General features: G+C 70.1%; 19 protein-coding genes. 6 read left to right on the top strand and 13 right to left on the bottom strand.

What is annotated here, in order from left to right:
• Window positions 1-12 precede the first annotated feature (12 nt).
• Genes JOD60_RS00390 through JOD60_RS00380 form a run of 3 tightly spaced genes read left to right on the top strand, consistent with a single transcriptional unit; the run spans window position 13 to window position 1,603 of the window.
• A complete protein-coding gene (locus tag JOD60_RS00390) occupies window positions 13-1,188 on the top strand; it encodes an MFS transporter (RefSeq protein WP_232321655.1) in 1,176 nt (391 codons plus the stop codon).
• A 56-nt stretch (window positions 1,189-1,244) separates the two neighbouring features.
• On the top strand, window positions 1,245-1,409 hold the full coding sequence (locus tag JOD60_RS00385; protein ID WP_198159207.1) for a hypothetical protein: 165 nt from the start codon (window positions 1,245-1,247) through the stop codon (window positions 1,407-1,409).
• On the top strand, window positions 1,406-1,603 hold the full coding sequence (locus JOD60_RS00380) for a DUF2188 domain-containing protein (RefSeq protein ID WP_076691736.1): 198 nt from the start codon (window positions 1,406-1,408) through the stop codon (window positions 1,601-1,603). Before JOD60_RS00385 ends, JOD60_RS00380 begins: the two co-directional genes overlap by 4 nt.
• 477 nt (window positions 1,604-2,080) lie before the next feature.
• Here the strand turns inward: JOD60_RS00380 and JOD60_RS00375 are convergent, their stop codons facing one another.
• Both JOD60_RS00375 and JOD60_RS00370 read right to left on the bottom strand, forming a co-directional pair.
• The gene (locus JOD60_RS00375; protein ID WP_076691735.1) at window positions 2,081-3,376 is read right to left on the bottom strand and encodes a HipA domain-containing protein; all 1,296 of its coding nucleotides are present in this window, start codon (window positions 3,374-3,376) and stop codon (window positions 2,081-2,083) included.
• Window positions 3,373-3,960, bottom strand: coding sequence for a helix-turn-helix transcriptional regulator (locus JOD60_RS00370; protein ID WP_076691734.1), 588 nt, complete (start codon window positions 3,958-3,960; stop codon window positions 3,373-3,375). Before JOD60_RS00370 ends, JOD60_RS00375 begins: the two co-directional genes overlap by 4 nt.
• Before the next feature lie 704 nt (window positions 3,961-4,664).
• Here JOD60_RS00370 and JOD60_RS00365 point away from each other — a divergent pair.
• From JOD60_RS00365 to JOD60_RS17260, 3 genes are all read left to right on the top strand, one after another.
• On the top strand, window positions 4,665-5,756 hold the full coding sequence (locus JOD60_RS00365; protein ID WP_076691733.1) for a hypothetical protein: 1,092 nt from the start codon (window positions 4,665-4,667) through the stop codon (window positions 5,754-5,756).
• A gap of 587 nt (window positions 5,757-6,343) precedes the next feature.
• Window positions 6,344-7,486, top strand: coding sequence for a glycosyltransferase (locus JOD60_RS17080; RefSeq protein WP_076691732.1), 1,143 nt, complete (start codon window positions 6,344-6,346; stop codon window positions 7,484-7,486).
• Between the two features lie 464 nt (window positions 7,487-7,950).
• Window positions 7,951-8,628, top strand: a complete 678-nt coding sequence (locus JOD60_RS17260; protein ID WP_076691730.1) for a trans-sulfuration enzyme family protein — start codon at window positions 7,951-7,953, stop codon at window positions 8,626-8,628.
• Window positions 8,629-8,741: 113 nt separating this feature from the next.
• Here the strand turns inward: JOD60_RS17260 and JOD60_RS00345 are convergent, their stop codons facing one another.
• The 11 genes from JOD60_RS00345 to paaZ form a co-directional block, all read right to left on the bottom strand.
• Window positions 8,742-9,653, bottom strand: coding sequence for an ADP-dependent NAD(P)H-hydrate dehydratase (locus JOD60_RS00345; RefSeq protein WP_084202065.1), 912 nt, complete (start codon window positions 9,651-9,653; stop codon window positions 8,742-8,744).
• Complete coding sequence (locus JOD60_RS00340) at window positions 9,637-10,362, bottom strand: histidine phosphatase family protein (RefSeq protein ID WP_076691728.1); 726 nt, start codon at window positions 10,360-10,362, stop codon at window positions 9,637-9,639. The genes JOD60_RS00345 and JOD60_RS00340 overlap by 17 nt, the downstream gene beginning before the upstream one ends.
• A gap of 2 nt (window positions 10,363-10,364) precedes the next feature.
• Window positions 10,365-10,712 carry a hypothetical protein gene (locus tag JOD60_RS00335; RefSeq protein WP_076691727.1) on the bottom strand — a complete coding sequence of 116 codons (348 nt, stop codon included), beginning with the start codon at window positions 10,710-10,712 and terminating at the stop codon, window positions 10,365-10,367.
• Window positions 10,713-10,776: 64 nt separating this feature from the next.
• Complete coding sequence (locus JOD60_RS00330) at window positions 10,777-11,667, bottom strand: aldo/keto reductase (RefSeq protein ID WP_076691726.1); 891 nt, start codon at window positions 11,665-11,667, stop codon at window positions 10,777-10,779.
• A 97-nt stretch (window positions 11,668-11,764) separates the two neighbouring features.
• Window positions 11,765-12,559 (bottom strand): enoyl-CoA hydratase/isomerase family protein, encoded by a 795-nt coding sequence (locus JOD60_RS00325; protein ID WP_232321654.1) that lies wholly within the window; start codon window positions 12,557-12,559, stop codon window positions 11,765-11,767.
• A 10-nt stretch (window positions 12,560-12,569) separates the two neighbouring features.
• Window positions 12,570-13,706, bottom strand: coding sequence for a 1,2-phenylacetyl-CoA epoxidase subunit PaaE (paaE, locus tag JOD60_RS00320; RefSeq protein WP_076691725.1), 1,137 nt, complete (start codon window positions 13,704-13,706; stop codon window positions 12,570-12,572).
• Window positions 13,706-14,188, bottom strand: a complete 483-nt coding sequence (gene paaD / locus JOD60_RS00315; RefSeq protein ID WP_076691724.1) for a 1,2-phenylacetyl-CoA epoxidase subunit PaaD — start codon at window positions 14,186-14,188, stop codon at window positions 13,706-13,708. Before paaD ends, paaE begins: the two co-directional genes overlap by 1 nt.
• On the bottom strand, window positions 14,182-14,961 hold the full coding sequence (gene paaC / locus JOD60_RS00310; RefSeq protein ID WP_084202191.1) for a 1,2-phenylacetyl-CoA epoxidase subunit PaaC: 780 nt from the start codon (window positions 14,959-14,961) through the stop codon (window positions 14,182-14,184). Before paaC ends, paaD begins: the two co-directional genes overlap by 7 nt.
• A gap of 35 nt (window positions 14,962-14,996) precedes the next feature.
• Entirely contained in the window at window positions 14,997-15,302 is a 306-nt protein-coding gene (gene paaB, locus JOD60_RS00305) for a 1,2-phenylacetyl-CoA epoxidase subunit PaaB (protein WP_076691723.1), read from the bottom strand.
• Window positions 15,299-16,315 (bottom strand): 1,2-phenylacetyl-CoA epoxidase subunit PaaA, encoded by a 1,017-nt coding sequence (gene paaA, locus JOD60_RS00300; RefSeq protein WP_076691722.1) that lies wholly within the window; start codon window positions 16,313-16,315, stop codon window positions 15,299-15,301. The genes paaB and paaA overlap by 4 nt, the downstream gene beginning before the upstream one ends.
• A gap of 78 nt (window positions 16,316-16,393) precedes the next feature.
• Window positions 16,394-18,457 (bottom strand): phenylacetic acid degradation bifunctional protein PaaZ, encoded by a 2,064-nt coding sequence (gene paaZ / locus JOD60_RS00295; protein ID WP_076691721.1) that lies wholly within the window; start codon window positions 18,455-18,457, stop codon window positions 16,394-16,396.
• Between the last annotated feature and the right edge of the window lie 46 nt (window positions 18,458-18,503).

Here is an 18,503-nt window from a genome sequence, read left to right as displayed (position 1 = left end):
AGGAGCGCAACGGTGTCTCTGACCGCGCGACGCAATGCGCTCTTTCTGCTCTTCGCGCTGCCCGGAGTGACGATCGCATCGTGGATCACTCGCACGCCGGACATCCGGGAACTGCTGGACGCCGGACCAGCGGTCATGGGTCTCGTGCTCGCCGGGTTGTCGATCGGATCGATGGCGGGCATCCTCGTGTCCGGGCCACTCATGTCCCGCTTCGGCACTCGTGCGGTGATCCAGTCGGGCACGGTGGCGGTAGCGCTCGGCGCCGTGGTCGTCGGCGTCGGGTCTGCCGCGGGGCTGGCGTGGGCGGCGTCACTCGGACTCTGCCTGTTCGGGCTCGGAATGGGCGGGGGTGAGATCGCGCTGAACGTGGAGGGCGCGGAGATGGAGGCGCTCTCCGGAAAGTCCACTCTGCCGGCGCTGCATGGCTTCTTCAGCCTCGGAACCGTCGTCGGCGCCCTCGCGGGAATGGTGCTGACTGCCGCGCGGGTTCCCGTGGACATCCACCTCGGGGTGATTGGCGCTCTAGTCTTCGCGGCGCTTCTGCTCGCAATCCGTCACGTGCCTGCGCAATCTCGGGCGGAACGTGCAACGACAGCTGCGGCGGGCCGGCCGAGGGGCGCTCGAGTGTGGCGTGACCCTCGGCTTCTCCTAATCGGATTCGTCGTGCTGGCACTCGCGATGGCCGAAGGCACGGCGAATGACTGGCTTCCGCTGATCATGGTGGATGGCCATGGGTTCTCACCAACGATCGGCTCGGGCGTCTATGTGGCCTTCGCCGCGGCCATGACTGTCGGGCGGCTCTTCGGGGGTACGATCGTCGACCGCTGCGGCGCGGCGATCACCCTCGGCGCGAGTGCGGTGGTGAGCGCCGTCGGCATCCTTCTGGTCTCCGTCATCGACGCCCCGGCCGTCGCTGCCGCCGCCGTTCTGCTCTGGGGGCTGGGGTCAGCCCTGGGGTTTCCCGTCGCCCTGTCCGCTGCCCGTTCTTCGGGAGCGGACTCCTCCGCCCGCGTTTCGCTCGCGGCCACGCTTGGCTATGTTGCGTTCCTGGTCGGTCCACCTGCGCTCGGGTTCATCGGAGAACAAATGGGACTGCGTACTGCACTCCTCTTCGTCCTCGGGTTGGTTGCCGCAGCTGTCCTTGCCTGCCCAGCGGCGGTACAACGAACGGCGACGGCGCGTCGCTAGGGCGAGGCGATCGGATCGGTTTGTCCGTGATCGTAGGGGTGTTGAAGGAGGGCGCCATGGAAACCCAGTCGCAGGACGACGCTGTGAATATCTCGACCGAGGAGGCTCCGACGGATGCTGTGACCGACGAGGTCAAGCGCTCCGAAGTCGATCAGACCTGGCAACTCGAGGCGGCCGAAGAGTTGGCCGAGGAGCAGACCGAGGGATCGGACGAGACGTGAGCGCCGATGTGGTGACCTGGTCCAACCGCGGTCAGTGGGAGGTGGTCGTCGAGGGACGGCCTGAGCTCGACCGCAGGTTCTCGAGTCGCGAAGAGGCCGTCGACCAGGGTCGTGCGCTTGCGGATGAGCTGGGGGTGGCGCACCGGGTCGAGGAGAGCGACGCGACGGGCGTGATCACCGACCCGCAGGAGTGACGCGGATCTACAGCAGCTCGTCGCCGCCCGTTGTCGATCCTGCACGAACGCGCGAGGAACTCGGGCGCACCGTCGCCTGGTGCCGACCACCGCAGTCCCGCCGTACCCGGCCTCAAGGTCCACATCGCGGCGCTGATAGAGGGTCCCGCGGTGGGAACGGTTTGGGAACAGTCGAACGCAGATCAACCGCGGTGAACGTCGCCACGAGTGCATACGAAGCGCGGAATCACGCGGCCAACGCGCCCGTCGGCACCCCAGTGAGCCCCAGATGTTTGAGTTCAAATCCCACCGTCACCGCCAGATCAAAGGCCCCGACTCTCCTAGAAAACACTGGGAAGTCGGGGCCTTCGTCATGCCCGGGGGACGGGTTGCAGTAACGCAGCAGTAACGAAACATCTCGTTGCTCGTGCTAAGCCGTGGAGGAAGGCGGCTCCGACCTGCTCACCCGCGCACGTTTCACCGGCTCAAGAAGGGTGGTCAGTTGAGGGTGTCACCGACGCTGAGTGTCTGCGTGTATGTGGCGTGGGGGTAGAGCTCGACGGCGGGCAGCTCTCTGAGCCGGTCGGGGAGCTGTTCGATGACGGCGGCGACAGCGGCCTGGAGGCCCGCGGCGACCTGGACCGCGAACTCGCGCAGGTGTCCTTCGGGTACCCCGGCGTCCGCTTCGAGGCGGCGGATACTGTCGGCATTGAAGGTGCCGAGAGTGTTCGCCCCATTGACGGCGAAGGCGAGCTCGACGTTGTTGAAGACGGCGGGGTCGTGGGCGAGGATCTGCTCCCGCTGCTTGAACGGGAGCGAACTGTTGAGGTCGTAGAACGGGGCAAGTACGCTCCGACCGGGTACGTGGGTGAGGGAGTAGTTCTTGGAGTGGCCGTCGTTGTGGCCGATGATCCAGGAGAAGACGAGCAGCTTCGCCAACCGCTCTTTGGCGGTCCTGGCGTCGGGGGCACTGAGGTTGCGGTCGAAGACGGCGAAGATGTCGCGGTAGCCGGGGCCGCCGTCGGACTCATACTTCTGGACGTGCGAGGTCCCGGTGGCTTGTGCAAGGTCTTCCTGGTGGAGCCGACCGATGGCACCGTTGTCGTCGAAGCGGTCGAAGCGTTCCACGATGAGGACGTGCTCGCCGTCGAACTCGGCGATCACGGAGGCGGCTGCGTCGATCCCGAGCAGGCGCGCGACGTGCAAGGTGATGTGCTCGGTGACGTCTGAGCCGTACAGCGACTGGATGCCCGGTTTGAAGATGTGTGTCGACGGCTGACGGCCGGACGGCTCGAACCACTGACCGTCGCGGAGGGTGAGCGCGAACTTCCCCTGAGCGCCGCCGAGCGAGAACCCTTCTTCGACGGCGCGGTGCTGGAGCCAGTCCGAGTCGTCTCGACGGATCTGCCGGATCCGGTCGCCTACCTCCTTCTCCGTGAGCGGCGTCAGGTTCTCCTCCTGCTTGGGCGATGCGCCTGCGGGGTAGAACTCGAGTGCGCCGGCGACATCGGCTCCGTAGATGGAGAGCAGGTCGAAGGTGCTGTCGCTGGTCAGCTTTGCTTCCCGCGCCCAACGGGAACGGACATCAGCACGGTCGGGAAGGAGGTTGTCGAGGAACCGCTTGGTGTCGTCATTCCCGAACGGGGTCGTGACGACGGGGAGCGTCACGGAGATAGGGACGGGGTTCTCCGACTCGACGTACTCGGGCAGGTAGCGCAGCTGCAGGTTCTCGCCTCGCCGGGTGATCGTGGCGACGTGGGCGTCGTAGAGGTACACGTCGAGGGCGCGGATCATTCGACACCCCCTGGGGCATCCGGGTCGGCCTCCGCGTCGGCCTCCACGATGGCCGAAGGGCGGGCTTCCACCGCTCGCGGGGGATTGATGAGGACGGAGCCGGGGATGGTGAGGCGCTCGGTGAGTCCGCGGGAGGCTTCGCGGATGGAGGCGAGTCTGGCGGGGTCGAGGTTGGCCTCAACCTGCTTGAGAATGCCAGAGGTGTCGATCTTGGGCAGGAGCGAGGGGTCGATCTCGGGGAGCGAGCCGAGGATCTGCTTGTTGAGCGCTTCAAGGGCGCCCGAGCCGATCAGCGGTGTGATGCGTTTGGCGAGTGCGTCGGCCGCAGCCTGGGCGGCACCCCTTGTGGCGACTGCGGCGGGAGCAGTGTTGCGACGTTCGGTGGTGGCGTCCAGGTGGATGCCGATGTGGTCGAGGATGAGCAGCACCGTGTCGAAGGAGGTGCCACCGTTGCCGCGTTCAAGGCGGGCGAGGGACTGACGGGTGATGCCGACTGCGTCGGCGACGTCCTGCTGTGTGAGGTTCCGCTGGACGCGGGCGTTCTTGACCACGCGGGCGAGGTCTGATGGTGTCTGCAGCTTCACGTCGATCGCCCCTAGTCGTGTTCGAAAGATAGCACCGCAAGGTTCTGTTAGGAAAATCTACCATTACATCGATGTGAGGTAAATAGAACATCAGACCGATGTCAGCAAAATATGACACCGACCAAGTATCTGTGACACCTGCGCGGCCGCGATGGTCGACCGGTCGCACGCCCCCCACTGAAGCTGTCCGTGGAGCTGAAGCTGCAGCGGCTCGACCTGAACCGCTACTGGTTGGCGACCGAAACCGGCTCGTGCCACACATGCCTTCCCGCTCGGGTTGCGGCGGGCCATAATTCGCCTTTCACGTGCCCGGCTTGCCGTCTTCGGAGCTGGGCCTTGACACCCCTGCACCGGGTACCCCCGCATCAGTACCGCACCTGCCGCTGGGCAGTCGATGCATCACCTGTCCGAACGGAATCGACCGGCCCCACGCTGATCACTGCTCCCACACCGCCGAAGCACTTCAACCGATCCGTCACTGCAGCATCATCGAGAAGCCGTCCTCGACACCGGCAGGTCCCGGGCCCGCTGGCTGTGATGTCTTCGCGCTGGCGGCGTCGGCGGGGAGAGGATTTCGCAGTGAGCAGCACCGCTCTTTCCGGGATCGAGGCGACCACCGAATCCGGCCCGCGGTGCTGCACGAAACCTCGGGGGCTCCATCGAGCCAGTGGCAATCCGACCCGTGGTTGCCTCACCATGGAGGGGTGACTGCTGAGCGTAGCCGATCCACCGCCGATCCTGCCGAACCCCTTTCCGATGCCGAGCTGCTCATCGGCCTGGTGGTCTCACCATCCCTGAGTGCGGTGCTCGGCCCCGAGGTCACCACCTCGGTGCGCAAGATGTTGGTGCAGCGGTATCCGGGAGTGCGCTGGCAACTGAAGATGGCCGAAGACCGGCTGGTCGATCCACCCACCGAGACCTTGGACCTGCTGGAGGCGGCCCGAAACCGCGTGCTGGAGGAGAACTGGGATTTGGCCGTGGTGCTCACCGAGATCCCCATGAAGACCGGCCGACGTCCGGTGCTCGCCCAGCTCAGCCCCGTGCACGGGGTAGGACTGGTCTCCGTCCCAACCCTGGGAGCCGTGCACGTGCGGCAGAAGGCGCAAGAGACCACCGTGCACGTGGTCGGGCAGCTCCTGGGCTACGACGCCGAAGACCGCAACGCCCAGCGGGATCTTGCTCGAAGAGCCCACCAGCTGTCCACCGATCTCGACGAACGCCCGGACGACAACGTCGTGCAGTTCACGGCCCGAGTGCTGAGCGGCAACGTGCGGTTGCTGCTGGGCATGATCCGCGCCAACCAGCCTTGGGCCTTCGTGGCCCGGCTCTCCCGGGCGATGGTCGTGGCAGCGGCCACCGGCATGCTGACATTGGTGGCCTCGGACCTATGGGTACTGGCCATGGACTACGGGCCGGTGCGCCTGGTCCTGCTGGCGGTGATGGCGATCGGGGCGGTGAGTGCCACCCTGATCCTGGGAGCCGGCTTGTGGGAGCGCCCACGGCGGCGAGCCCAACGTGAGCAGGTGATCCTGTTCAATTTGGCCACCACCGCGACCGTGGCCATCGGGGTTGTGGTGTTCTACCTCGTCTTATTCATCCTGTCCTGGGCCGGCGCGCTGCTGCTCATCGACGAGCAGGTACTGGCCGATGTCGCCGGTCACCCAGTGAACGCTTTGGACTACGCGAAGATCAGCTGGCTCACCGCCAGCCTGGCCACCGTGGGCGGAGCTCTAGGAGCTGCACTGGAGGACGACGATGTGGTGCGCGCCGCTGCCTACACCCGGTCCAGCACCTGACACAGCCCCAGCACAGAAGAAGTCGGCTGCGGCTTCACCAACATGGACAACTACCGAAGGCGCATCATGGTCCACATCGCCCTCACCCGAGGGCAGAGACCAGCAGCATGAAATCAGCACACGCCCCGCTCAAATGCGGAGAGCCCCGAAACCGAGGCGGAACTGCAGAATGCGCGGGACGACTTCGTGGAGAGGATCGCCCCATCCAAACGGGCCTGTCCGAACGGCGGCGACCACCGTGGCGACTAAGCCGGCGCGTGCGAACGCGTTGAGCGCGAGCGTGGCATCGGCGTCAGCATCAGCATCAGCATCAGCATGAAGATGATGATGAGCAGATCAGCGCCTCTTTTTAGGCGCGCTGATCTGCGCTCGGGGCGTCATCCCGGCCGCTCGTATCCAGATGTCGACCTGCTGCGCGATCCTCGCCGGCGGACTGGATCGACCTCGCCGAGCACCGGCGCGGTCGCGACGCTGGAAGACGTCGTTCCGTAGGGCCTCGACCGTGGATATAGTGCGTCACGTGGGGCCGACGGCGGTCGGCGTCCGAGCGACGAATTGACCAACCTGCGGCATCCACAGACGATGCGGTGCTCGGCCGGGCGGCCGCGACCGGCATCGCGGGGATGCGCGAGGAGGCCCCGATGAAGGTGCTGCTGCTGACAGCCGACTTCGGCGGGAACGTTCCGCCGACCATCGCGGTGGCCGACGCGCTGGCCCGCCGCGGAGCGCAGGTGGAAGTCGCCGGGCTGGCGCCCGGGCGCACCGCGCTGACGCAGGTCCCGTTCCCTCCGGCGACCGCGATCGATGCGCGCGAAGCCGGGAGGGGCCTGCGCAGGGCACGTCCCATGGCGCGCCTGATGCTGGGGCGTTCCACCTCTGAGGCTGCGGTCGCACTGGTCGCCGAGCGGCGGCCGGATGCGGTTGCGGTGGACTGCATGACCCTGGCTCCGCTGCGCGGAGCACTGGAGAGCGGTGTCCCGGTCGCGGTGCTGTTCCACACGTTCAGCACCTTCTGGACGGGCTCGTTCGATCGCGGTGCTGTCGCCGCGCTGTTCAGGATGCTGGGGCTGCGTCCGCACACGCTGTGGGACAGAGCCGCCGCTCGCCTCGTGCTGACCGATGCGGAGCTCGACCCCGGCCGAGACGACCCTGCATCGGCCGGGTTCGAGTGGACGGGTACGACGGAGACGGGCGTCGCCGCGCGGGGTGGAGGCGGTTCTCGGCCGAGGGTCCTGGTCGCGCTCAGCAGCACCGATTGGCCGGGGATGCTGCCGGTGTACCGGCGCATCGTCGAGGCCCTCGGCTCCCTCCCGGTCGACGCGGTCGTCACCACCGCTGGCGTCGACCTCGGCGGCGAGCTCGTCGGCCGCGCCAACGTGGAGGTGCGCGGCTGGGTCGCTCACGAGCAGCTCCTGCCCGAGATCGACCTGGTGATCGGCCATGGCGGGCACTCCACGACGATGAAGGTGCTCGCCCACGGCATCCCCCTGTTGATCCTTCCGATCAATCCGACCGCCGATCAGCACTTCATCGGCGGGCTGATCGAGGATGCCGGACTCGGCCGTCGGCTGGCGAAGTCGGCGAGTCCCGCTCGCATCCGTGAGACGGTGACGGAGATGCTCGGCGACGATGCGATCAGCGCCCGCGCGGCGCAGCTCGGTCGTCGCCTGCGCGCTCAGCCGGCGGGCGCGGACGTGGCCGCGGGGCGGATCCTCGCCATCGGAGGCTGACCCGGTCCGTGCGTCAGAGGGACGCGTTCGCGGGCGTGGCGACGAGGCGAAGGATCATCGCCGCCTCGTTCATCGGCGGACACATCGCTCGATCCTTCGGAGGACGAGGCGGCCAGCGCGTGCAGCACAAGCTCGCCGCCGATCATGACCACGCTGAGCGTGCGCACCAGAGCGGCGCTCGGAGCCGCGATCCCTCCGCGCTCGGCGGCGCGATCGAACAGAGCCGTCGCCCGCCGTGTCGTCGCATCGACGACCTCGTGCCGCAGGATGTCGCGGAGCTCATCATCGTGGCGGGCTTCGGTCAGCAGCGAGAGCAAGCGCGATCGAGTTGCACTCATATTGATCACGTGGTTAATACCTGCCCACGGACTTCTGCCACAGGAACTCCTGCCCCACCCACTCCTGCTCCATCTCTCTGTCCAGCGGTGCGCTTCTGCAGGCGCCACCATCGAAAGGCGAGCACGGTGAACGGGTTCTCTACCAACGCGATCCACGGCGGCTCGTTGCGCGACCAGTACGGATCGCACGTCCTGCCCGTCTACCGCACCGCGGCGTTCGACTGGGAGAGCACCGACGCCGCCGCGCGCACCATGGCGTCGTTCCTCGACGGCAGCAACGCCGGCGAGAGCTACGTGTACTCGCGGGTGTCCAACCCCACCGTCACCGATTTCGAGCACCGGGTCGCCTCCCTGTACGGCGCGGGCGGCGCGGTGGCCTTCGCCTCCGGGATGGGCGCGATCGCGGGACTTCTCTTCTCGGTGCTCAAGGCCGGGGATCACGTCGTCTACGGCGAGTCGCTGTACTCGGCGACGACGCATCTCATCGGCAGCCGCCTTCCTCCCTTCGGGATCGAGACGACGGCCGTCGACACGATGTCGCTGGATGCCGTGCAGCGCGCGATCCGACCGAACACCCGTCTGATCTACTGCGAGACCCCCGCCAATCCGACGATGGGACTGACCGACCTGAGCGGGATCGCGCGGCTTGCGGCCGAGGCGAACGCGCTGAGCGTCGTCGACAACACCTTCGCGACGGCCTTCAACACGCAGCCGCTCGAGCTCGGTATCGACGTCGTGGTGGAAAGCGCCACCAAGTACATCGAGCAGCAGACCGCTGCGCTCGCGGTGCTCCACGGCGCGTAATGGTCGGAGCACATGGCGCCGTCGAAGCCGGCGGCCTCCGCCCGCTGGACGCAGGTCAGCAGGGCGCTCGGTGGCTCTGCTCGTGCGACGCGTGGTAGCCGATGAACATCGTGTCAGGTGTTCCTCTCCTGCGGGTTGTCGTCCCGGTCGTGGTCCTCGTCCTGATCGGCAGCGCGCGCGGCGTGCGGTGCGATCTCGGTCAGCGCCGCGGGGAGTTCCCGCACGAGCTCGCGCGCGAGGAAGCCCAGGCCGAGGCGGGCGCTCAGCCGGTCGCCGGCGCGGCCGTGGCACCACGCGCCGAACACGGCGGCACGCTCCGGCGTCACGCCGCGGGCGGCGAAGCCGGCGATAGCGCCCGCCAGCACGTCGCCGGAGCCGGCCGTGCCGAGGCCCGCGCCACCGACGTCCAGTCGCCACACCTGCCCTGAGGGCGCCGCGACGGCGGAGTAGCAGTGCACCACGGCATCCCATGTCTGCGCGATCTCGACGGCGTCGCGCATCGGGTCGTCCACCTCGCGGCCGAGCACCAGCGCGGCCTCGTCGAGGTTGGCGTTGATGATGAGCGTCTCGGGCAGGCGCCCGCGGTCGATCTCGGGCAGCGCCCCGACGGCGAAGGCGTCGACGACGAGGCAGCGCACCTCGCGAGCGGCGATCGCCTCCAGGCGCGCCCGCGCGTGCGCGGCGTCGTCGAGCCCGGGCCCGACGAGGACCGCGTCGGCGGCGTCGAGCTCAGCCTCCCACCCCCGGGGCGCCCGCTTGGTCCCGGCGGGCCACTCGTACACACCGGCCTCGATGAAGGTCGTGCGCACGACACCCGCGACGTCCGGCGTGGTGGCCACGCCGACCTTGCCCGCACCGACCCGCAGCGCCGCCTCGCCCGACAGGACGACGCCGCCGGGCGAGACCATCGACCCGCCGACGACGAAGCCCCGTCCGCGGGAGTTCTTCGACGCGCCCGGGTCGGGAAGTCCCCAGCCTCGCAGCAGGTCGGGGGTCACGGGCACCGGCTCACTCCGGTTCGACATCGGCGCTCCCGGGATGGACGGTGACCTCGGCGCCCTCGCGCTGCAGGTGTCGCACGTCGGAGAAATCGGCGAGCTCCCACGGGGCGCCGTGGCGCCGCAGCGTCGTCACCGACGCGTTCAGCACCGTGTGCCGCGACGCGAAGTCGAGCAGAGCCTCCTCATCCCACCGCAGCAGCAGCGCGATCAGCAGCATGACGACGGCGTCGTGCGCCACGACGAGCCCGACCTCGGCGGGGGCGTCGGCGGCGTCGCGCAGGAACGAGCGCAGCCGCAGCGCGACATCGGCCCACGACTCGCCGCCCGGCGGCCGGTGGTAGTACTTGCCGAGGTGCGCGCGGCGCTCCGCCTCCTCAGGGTGGCGGGCGGCGACGCCGCGCCGCGTCAGCAGGTCGAGGATGCCGAGTTCGCGATCGCGCAGCCGCTCGTCGCTGACCACGGTGTCGATGACCGGGCCGTCCGCCGTGGCGATGGCGAACGTCTGCTGCGCGCGCAGGTAGGGCGACACCCACGCGATCTGCGGAACCGGATCGGCGTCCCGCAGCCGCGTCGCGAGCGCCTGCGCCTGCTCGACACCGGTGTCCGAGAGCGGCACATCGGCATCGCGGATGCCGAGGGCGATCGCCTCGGCGCCGGCGAGCTCGGCCGCGGTCGCCGCGACGTTGCCGACGCTCTCGCCGTGCCGTACCAGCAGCAACTCCTGCAACGCCATCGTCAACTCTTGTCGATGAGTTCCAGGAGCGCACGCAACGCGTCGCGGATCTCGTCGTGGCCGTACTGGCCGGCACGGCTCTCGCCCGAGATGACGCCCGAACGGTGCACCCGGCGGAAGTCGCCGAAGGGGAACGAATATGCGCCCTTGGTCTCGCGGTTCTCGCTCTTGTCGATCCCGAGGTGCCAGTGGGAGTACTCCGTCCACCCCTTGTCCTCGATGAACGCGTTCTCCTCGTCGGGCGTGGGAGCCGCCTCCGACCACGCGTCGCGCTCGTCGCGGACGACCTTGCCGTCGCGCACCAGGGCGCGCGCATGCTCGAGAGCGGGCTTGTTCAGTTCGATAGCCATGGCGCCACGGTAGGCCGGGCGTGAACCCGCGGACAGGGGGTTGACGCGTGCGGAGCCCGGCGTCTCAGCGTTCGATGCCGACGGCGTCGGAGCAGCGCGAGACCTCGTCATCGGTGAGAACGAGGTCGGCGGCGGCCGCGGAGTCGGTGATGGATGCCGCGCGTCGCGCGCCGGGGATCGGCACGACGACGGGGCTCAGCGCCAGCTCCCACGCCAGCACGACCTGCTGCGGGCTCACCCCGTGCGCGTCGCCGATCTCGCGGAAGACGCCGAACCGCTCGCCGACGGTGCGTCCTCCGCCGCCGGTGCCGCCCAGCGGACTCCACGGCAGGAACGCGATGCCGTGCTCGTCGCAGTAGCGCAATTCCCCGTAGCTTCCCGGATGCCGGGGCGAGAACTCGTTCTGCACGCTGACGAGGTTCCCCTCGCCCAGCACCTCGCGCGCGATGGCGATCTCCTCGACGCTGGCGTTGGAGATGCCGATCGTGCGGATGAGCCCCTCGTCCTGCAGCGTCTTGAGGTTCTGCATGATCTCGCCGTAGACCATCCAGCGGTCGGGTCGGTGGTACTGGTACAGGTCGATGACGTCGACGCCGAGGTTCTCCTGCGACCGCAGCACCGCGGACCGGAGGTAGGCCAGCGACCCGTCGCGCCCGAAGTCCTTCTCGGCGGTGCGCGTGATCCCGCCCTTCGTCCCGACGAGGATGCCGTCGGCATCCCCATTCCACGATGCCAGCGCATCGCGGACGATCCGCTCGTTGTGTCCCATCTCGTCCCACGACGGCGCATAGATGTCGGCCGTGTCGATGAAGGTCACGCCGGCGTCGAGCGCCGCGTGCACCGTGGCGATGGCGTCGTCCCGCGAGGGGAGTTCGCGGTCGTTGTTCATCGACACCGGCATGGCGCCGAGCCCGATGGCCGAGACGGTGAACGGCCCGATCGTGCGCTGCTGCATGAGACTCCCTCGTAGACGCGGTCCATCCGAGTCTGCCCGAGCCGTCCGCGCCGGCCAAGGGGCGCCCCGGGCCCGCCCCACGCCCCTGCCCGCGCCGTCAGCGCCCGCGGAAGACCTGCGGCCGCTTCTGCTGGAAGGCGGCGAAGCCCTCGCGGTAGTCGTCGGTGTCGCCGAGCGCCACCTGCGCCCGGGTCTCGAGCGCCAGTGCCTCCCAGAACCCCAGCCGCTCGTCGCGCAGCGCCGCGACGATGCGCTTGCTCGCCACGAAGGCGGCGGTGGGTCCGGATGCGGCGGCCACCGCGGCATCCCTCGTGCGCTCCTCGAGCGCACCGGCGTCGACGACCCGCGAGAACAGTCCCGCTGCGACGGCCTCATCGCCGCTGAGCAGCCGGCCGGTGTAGACGAGGTCGAGTGTCCGATGCGTCCCGAGCCGCTCGACGAACAGGGCGTGCCCGCCGGAGTCGAGGGCCGCGCCGAGCGCGGCGAAGGGCGAACCGATCTTCGCGTCCGGGGCGACGTAGACGACATCGGTCGCGATCAGCAGCCCGAGCCCGACGCCCAGGCAGGCGCCGTGCGCCGCCGCGAAGGTCGGTGCAGGGAACGCCGCGATCCGGTGCAGCAGGGGCGTCAGCAGTCCGTCGAGATACCCGGCCGCGTCATCGGTGCGCGGATCGACGCCGGCGATGTCGCGGCCCGCGCAGAACGCCCGGCCCTCGCCGCGCAGCAGCACAGCGCGCGCGCCGTCGGCCTCGGCGCGAGCGTAGGCGGCGTCGAGGTCGCGCAGCGCTTGCTCATCGAGCGCGTTGCGCGCCGCCGGGCGGTTCAGAGTGATCGTCGCGAGGCCGGAGCCCCCGGCATCCGTCCCCACCTCCTCGAACACGTACTCGATCACGGTCCGCCCCTCACCCGTCGTAGTCCACGACGACACGGTCGCTCGTCGGGTGCGACTGGCACGTCAGGATGTACCCGCGCTCGATCTCGTCCGGCTCGAGCGCGTAGTTCTCGGTCATCTGCACCGCCCCCTCGCGCAGCCGCGCGCGGCACGTGCCGCACACCCCGCCCGCGCAGGCGAATGGCACGTCGGCGCGCACCCGCAGCGCCGCGTTCAGGATCGTCTCGTGTGCGCTCACCGGGCTCGTCACCCGGGACGAGGTGCCGTCGAGAGTGACCTCGATCGTCCGCACCGGCTCGTCGGCCCGCACCGTGACCGGGCGCCCGCCGTCCGATCCGGCCGTCGGCGTCGCGCCGGTCGAGAACAGCTCGAACCGCACCCGATCGGCCGGCACGCCGACGTCGGCGAGCACGTCGCGGCACAGCTGCACGAGCGGGAACGGCCCGCACAGGAACCACTCGGCCACGCTCTCCGGCGGCACGAGCGTGGCCAGCAGCCGGCGCAGCCGCGCCTCGTCGATGCGCCCGCTCAACACGGGCGCCGTGCGCTGTTCGCGCGAGAGCACGTGGTGGATCGCGAGCCGAGCCGGGTAGCGGTCCTTCAGGTCTGCCAGCTCGTCGACGAACATGACGTCGGTCGAGGACCGGTTGGCGTACACGAGGGTGAACGATGAGGTGGCGGATGCCGCGAGCACCGCGGCGGCGAGCGACATGATGGGCGTGATGCCCGATCCTGCCGCGATCCCCACGACGTGGTCGGTCGGGGTACCGGTGCGGGTGGAGACGAACGTGCCCTGCGGGCTCATGACGTCGATCTCGTCGCCCGGGCGCAGCTGCGACTGCGCCCACGACGAGAAGCGGCCGTCGGGGTCGCGTTTGATGCCGACCGACAGGCGTCCCGGGGTCGGCGGGCGGCAGATCGAGTACGACCGTCGCACCTCGGCGCCGTCGATCCGCGCCCGCAACGCGACGTACTGTCCCGGGGCGTAGTCGAAGGCGTCGGCGAGCTCGTCCGGCACCGCGAAGGTCACCTCCACGGCATCCGCGGTCAGCGGGCGCACCTCCACCACCCGCAGCCGGTGGAACCGGGCGCGACGCCGCCCGGTGCGGGCCCCGAGCGCCTCGAGCGCCTCGTCGGTGAGCGTCATCAGTGCACCTTGAAGTGGTCGAACGGCTCGAAGCACGCGGCGCACTCGTACAGGGCCTTGCACGACGTCGAGCCGAACCGCGAGACCTCCCGCGTGCGCAGCGACCCGCACTGCGGGCAGGCCACGCCGAGCGTGACGGGGACAGGACCAGGCGCGCGCCGCCCGGTCGGCGGCGCGATGCCGTACGCGGCGAGCGTGCGCTTGCCGGCATCCGTCATCCACTGCGTCGTCCACGCCGGCGACAGCACCGTCCGCACCCGCACGTCGGCGAACCCCGCCCGCGTCAGCGCCAGCACGAGGTCGTCACGGATGGCGTCCATCGCGGGGCAGCCGGAGTAGGTCGGCGTGATCGTCACGACCACGGCATCCTCTTCCATCGCGACCTCCCGCAGCACGCCGAGGTCGTCGATCGTGAGCACCGGGATCTCCGGATCGCAGACGGATGCCGCGATCGCCCGGGCCGTTTCGAGGTCGCTCACCATGTCGCCCCCGGATGCCGGCGCGCGAGCGACTGCATCTCGGCGAGGATCGGGCCGAGCGTCGGGAAGTGCCGCCCCGCCCGCCCGCCGCCGGCGGCGATCGGGCCGGCGGGCACGTCGAGATCCTCCTCGGCCAGCACCGCCGCCACGACGGCATCGAAGCGGGAGCGCAGCGTCGCGGGTCGCACCGCGACGCCGCCCAGCCGATCGACGAGGTCATCGTCGCGGAACAGCTCGTCCACGTACGGCCAGATGTCCGCGAGGGCCTGGACCATGCGACGGCGCGACTCCGCGGTGCCGCCCGCGAGCCGCAGGGTCCACTGCACGGCGTGGTCGCGGTGGTACTCGACCTCCTTCACGGCCTTGCCGGCGATCGCGGCCAGGGCGGGGTCGGTCGAGCGCTGCAGGTCGGTGTACAGCTCGAAGAGGTACCCGGACGCGACGAGCTGCCGGGCGATCGTGTGGGCGAAGTCGCCGTTGTCCTGCTCGAACAGCCAGGCGCAGCGGAACTCCGCCTCGTCGCGGAAGTACGCCAGATCGTCCTCGCTGCGCCCGTCGTATGCTCCGGAGAACCGCAGCAGCGACCGCGCGTGGCCCAGCAGGTCGAGGGCGATGTTGCCGAGCGCGACGTCCTCCTCGAGCTCGGGGGCGCGCGCGATCCACCGCGACAGCTGCTGCGCGAGGATCAGCGCGTCGTCGCCGAGCCGCAGCGCGTACGCGGCGACGTCGGCGCTCGCCGGGCGGGCGTCGTCGCCCTGCAGCTCGGCGGCCAGCATCCGCTCGTCGACGACGATCTGCGCGTGCGGCTCGGTCACAGGTGCGGCACCCCCTCGGATGCGGTGTAGTACACCGCGTGACGGTAGTTCTTGCCGGCGGGGGACTCGAAGTACGCGCCCTTGGCGGCGGGGTCGCTCGTCGTCACGGCATCCGACGGCACAACCCAGATCGACACGCCCTCGCCCCGGCGCGTGTAGAGGTCGCGGGCGTTGCGGACGGCGAGGTCGGCGTCGGGAGCGTGCAGCGAGCCGACGTGCACGTGGCTGAGCCCGCGGCTCGCGCGGACGAACACCTCCCACAGCGGCCACGGCTCGGCCGGGGACCCGCCGGGAGTGGTCATGACGCCACCGCCTCTCGCGGCAGGGGGTCGGACGCGGGGTCGTGCTCGGGGGTCGTCGTGGCGGTCTGCTCGGCCCGTTTCTTGGCGGCATAGGCCGCGGCGGCCTCGCGCACCCACGCGCCGTCCTCGTGCGCCTCGCGGCGATGCCGGAGGCGTTCGGCGTTCAACGGTCCGCGGCCGGCGAGCACCTCGGCGAACGCGTCCCAGTCGATCTCGCCGGTGTGCCAGCGCCCGGCGGCGTCGTCCCAGCGCAGCTCGGGATCGGGCAGCCGCACGCCGAGGACCTCCGCCTGCGGCACGAGCATGCCGATGAAGCGCTGGCGCAGCTCGTCGTTACTGAACCGCTTGATCTTCCACGCCATCGACTGCGCGGAGTTCGGCGAGGCCTCATCGGGCGGACCGAACATCTGGAGCGACGGCCAGTACCAGCGGTCCACGGCATCCTGCGCCATCTCGCGCTGCGCGTCGGTGCCGCGCATCAGCGTGAGCAGGATCTCGAAACCCTGGCGCTGATGGAACGACTCCTCCTTGCAGATGCGGACCATGGCGCGACCGTACGGGCCGTACGAGGCGCGGCACAGCGGCACCTGATTGCAGATCGCCGCGCCGTCGACGAGCCAGCCGATCGCGCCCATGTCGGCCCAGGTCGGCGTGGGGTAGGTGAAGATCGACGAGTACTTCGCCCGTCCGTCGATGAGCTGCGCCGTCATCTCGTCGCGCGTGATGCCGAGAGTCTGCGCCGCGGAGTACAGGTACAGGCCGTGGCCCGCTTCGTCCTGCACCTTGGCCATGAGGATCGCCTTGCGCTTGAGGCTCGGTGCCCGGGTGATCCAGCTGCCCTCGGGCTGCATGCCGATGATCTCGGAGTGCGCGTGCTGCGAGATCTGGCGGATGAGGGTGCGCCGGTACGCCTCGGGCATCCAGTCCCGCGGCTCGATGCGCTGGTCGGCCGCGATGAGGGCGTCGAACTCGTCCTGGCGCTCGTCGCGCAACGCGGTGTCCGCCGTCGTCATCGTCGACTCCTTTTACAGACCGTTCGTTCAGTAAAGTGTAGATCTCGTGGAGGAGCGGCGCAATCGGGTCGGTGACGCTCACTCCTTCGCGACGAGCGTGAGCACGTCGTAGCTCGCGACCACCTCGTCGCGGTCGTTGTGGATGACGGCATCCCATCGCACCTCGCCGTACTCATCGGTCTCGCGCGGCGTGATCTGCTTCGCCGTGAGGGCGACGCGGATGCGGTCGCCCGGCGACACCGGCGTGACGAACCGCAGGTTCTCGAGGCCGTAGTTGGCGAGCACCGGACCGGGATCGGGATCCACGAACAGCCCCGCGGCGAACGAGACCAGCAGGTATCCGTGCGCGACCCGGCCCGGGAAGAACGGGTTGGCGGCGGCGGCCGTCTCGTCCATGTGGGCGTAGAACGTGTCGCCGGTGAAGCGGGCGAACGTCTCGATGTCGGCGAGGGTGACCTCGCGCTCGGCGGAGTCGATCCGGTCGCCCAGCCGCAGGTCGGCGAGGGTCTTGCGGAAGGGGTGGATGCCGCCCGCCTGCGCCGGTGCACCGGCATGCCAGACCCCGGTCAGCGCGGTGAGCATGCGCGGGGAACCCTGCACGGCCGTGCGCTGCATGTGGTGCAGCACCGCGCGGATGCCGCCGAGCTCCTCGCCGCCGCCGGCCCGGCCGGGGCCGCCGTGGACCAGGTGCGGAACGGGAGCGCCGTGGCCGGTCGAGGTGCGCGCGTCATCGCGGTCGAGGAACAGGATGCGGCCGTTGTACGCCCCGATCCGGTCGAGCAGCCGCGTCGCCACCTCGGGATCGGCCGTCGCGACGCTCGTGACGAGCGACCCGCCGCCGCGCGCGACGAGGTCCGCCGCCTCATCGACCGTGCGGTAGGTGAGCAGGCCCGCGACCGGGCCGAAGGCCTCGACGGTGTGCACGGCGGCATCCTGCCCCGCGTCTTCGGGGCGGAACCGCAACAGCAGCGGCGCCAGGAACGCCCCGTCCGGCGCGGCGCCGGTGCTGCCGTCGGTGCGGCGGACCTCCGGTGCGTCGAGCGAGCCGAGCACGATGCGGCCGCCGCCCTCCTGCAGCCGCGCGACCTGTCGGCGCACCTCGTCGCGCTGCATCAGCGAGACCAGCGGGCCCATCGTGACCCCCTCGGCGCGCGGGTCGCCCAGCACGGTGCGCGCCGCGATCATCGCGCGCAGCGCGTCGACGACGGCGTCGGCGGCGCCCTCCGGGACGATCGCCCGGCGGATCGCGGTGCACTTCTGGCCGGCCTTGGTCGTCAGCTCGACGAAGAGCTGCCGCACGTACGCGTCGAACTCGGGAGTGCCGGCGACGGCATCCGGGCCCAGCACCGACGCGTTGATCGAGTCGGTCTCGGTCGTGAAGCGCACGCCCGGTCGCGCTCGGGCGCGCAGGCGCGCGGCGGTGTCGGCGCTGCCGGTGAACGCCACGAGATCGCCGAGGCCGAGCAGCTCGAACAGGTCGGGAACCGGACCGCTCACCAGCTGCAGCGTGCCGGCGGGCACGAGGCCGGCGTCGACGAGGATGCGCACCCACGTCGCCGCCAGATACGCCGTGGGGGTGGCCGGCTTCACGATCGTCGGCACGCCGGCGAGGAACGCGGGCGCGAGCTTCTCGAGCGCACCCCACACCGGGAAGTTGAACGCGTTGATCTGCACGGCGACCCCGGGCAGCCGCGTGTACACGTGCCGCCCGAGGAAGGAGCCGTCCTTCGACAGCGGCTCGGCGGGGCCGTCGACGACCACCCGCGCGTTCGGCAGTTCGCGCCGGCCCTTCGAGGCATAGGTGAACAGCACACCGATGCCGCCGTCGACGTCGGTCGCGCAATCGCGCGCCGTCGCGCCGGCGCACGCGGACAGCGCGTAGAGCTCGTCCTTGCGGTCTTGCAGGGCGAGGGCGAACTGCTTGAGCAGCAGGGCGCGCTGGTGAAAGGTGAGCGCGCCGAGGCTCTCCTGCCCGACGGTCCGTGCGTGCGCGACGGCGCCGGCGAGATCGAGCCCCGCGGTGCCGACCCGCCAGATCTCCTCGCCCGTCGCTGCGTCGCGGATCGTGGTGGTCTCGGCATCCGGCGCCGGAGTCCACCACCCCTCGCGCACGAAACTGGCCACCGTGGGGATCTCGGACATCGGCGTCCTCTCCGAGCGCTGCGCGCCCTTGCATTGCAGAACGATC

It is taken from the genome of Microbacterium aurum (assembly GCF_016907815.1).
In the GTDB taxonomy this organism is placed as follows: Bacteria; Actinomycetota; Actinomycetes; order Actinomycetales; family Microbacteriaceae; genus Microbacterium; species Microbacterium aurum.
The sequence above is the reverse complement of the archived record's forward strand: the minus strand, read 5'-3'. Positions and strand labels throughout refer to the sequence as shown.

What these genes read in the sequence shown, in the direction of transcription:
- JOD60_RS00385 (WP_198159207.1), top strand. Translation starts at nt 1,245, where the DNA reads ATGGAAACCCAGTCGCAGGACGACGCTGTGAATATCTCGACCGAGGAG.
- JOD60_RS00375 (WP_076691735.1), bottom strand. Translation starts at nt 3,376, where the DNA reads ATGATCCGCGCCCTCGACGTGTACCTCTACGACGCCCACGTCGCCACG.
- JOD60_RS00345 (WP_084202065.1), bottom strand. Translation starts at nt 9,653, where the DNA reads ATGTCGAACCGGAGTGAGCCGGTGCCCGTGACCCCCGACCTGCTGCGA.
- JOD60_RS00340 (WP_076691728.1), bottom strand. Translation starts at nt 10,362, where the DNA reads ATGGCGTTGCAGGAGTTGCTGCTGGTACGGCACGGCGAGAGCGTCGGC.
- JOD60_RS00335 (WP_076691727.1), bottom strand. Translation starts at nt 10,712, where the DNA reads ATGGCTATCGAACTGAACAAGCCCGCTCTCGAGCATGCGCGCGCCCTG.
- JOD60_RS00330 (WP_076691726.1), bottom strand. Translation starts at nt 11,667, where the DNA reads ATGCAGCAGCGCACGATCGGGCCGTTCACCGTCTCGGCCATCGGGCTC.
- paaE (WP_076691725.1), bottom strand. Translation starts at nt 13,706, where the DNA reads ATGACGCTCACCGACGAGGCGCTCGAGGCGCTCGGGGCCCGCACCGGG.
- paaD (WP_076691724.1), bottom strand. Translation starts at nt 14,188, where the DNA reads ATGGTGAGCGACCTCGAAACGGCCCGGGCGATCGCGGCATCCGTCTGC.
- paaC (WP_084202191.1), bottom strand. Translation starts at nt 14,961, where the DNA reads ATGCTGGCCGCCGAGCTGCAGGGCGACGACGCCCGCCCGGCGAGCGCC.
- paaB (WP_076691723.1), bottom strand. Translation starts at nt 15,302, where the DNA reads ATGACCACTCCCGGCGGGTCCCCGGCCGAGCCGTGGCCGCTGTGGGAG.
- paaA (WP_076691722.1), bottom strand. Translation starts at nt 16,315, where the DNA reads ATGACGACGGCGGACACCGCGTTGCGCGACGAGCGCCAGGACGAGTTC.
- paaZ (WP_076691721.1), bottom strand. Translation starts at nt 18,457, where the DNA reads ATGTCCGAGATCCCCACGGTGGCCAGTTTCGTGCGCGAGGGGTGGTGG.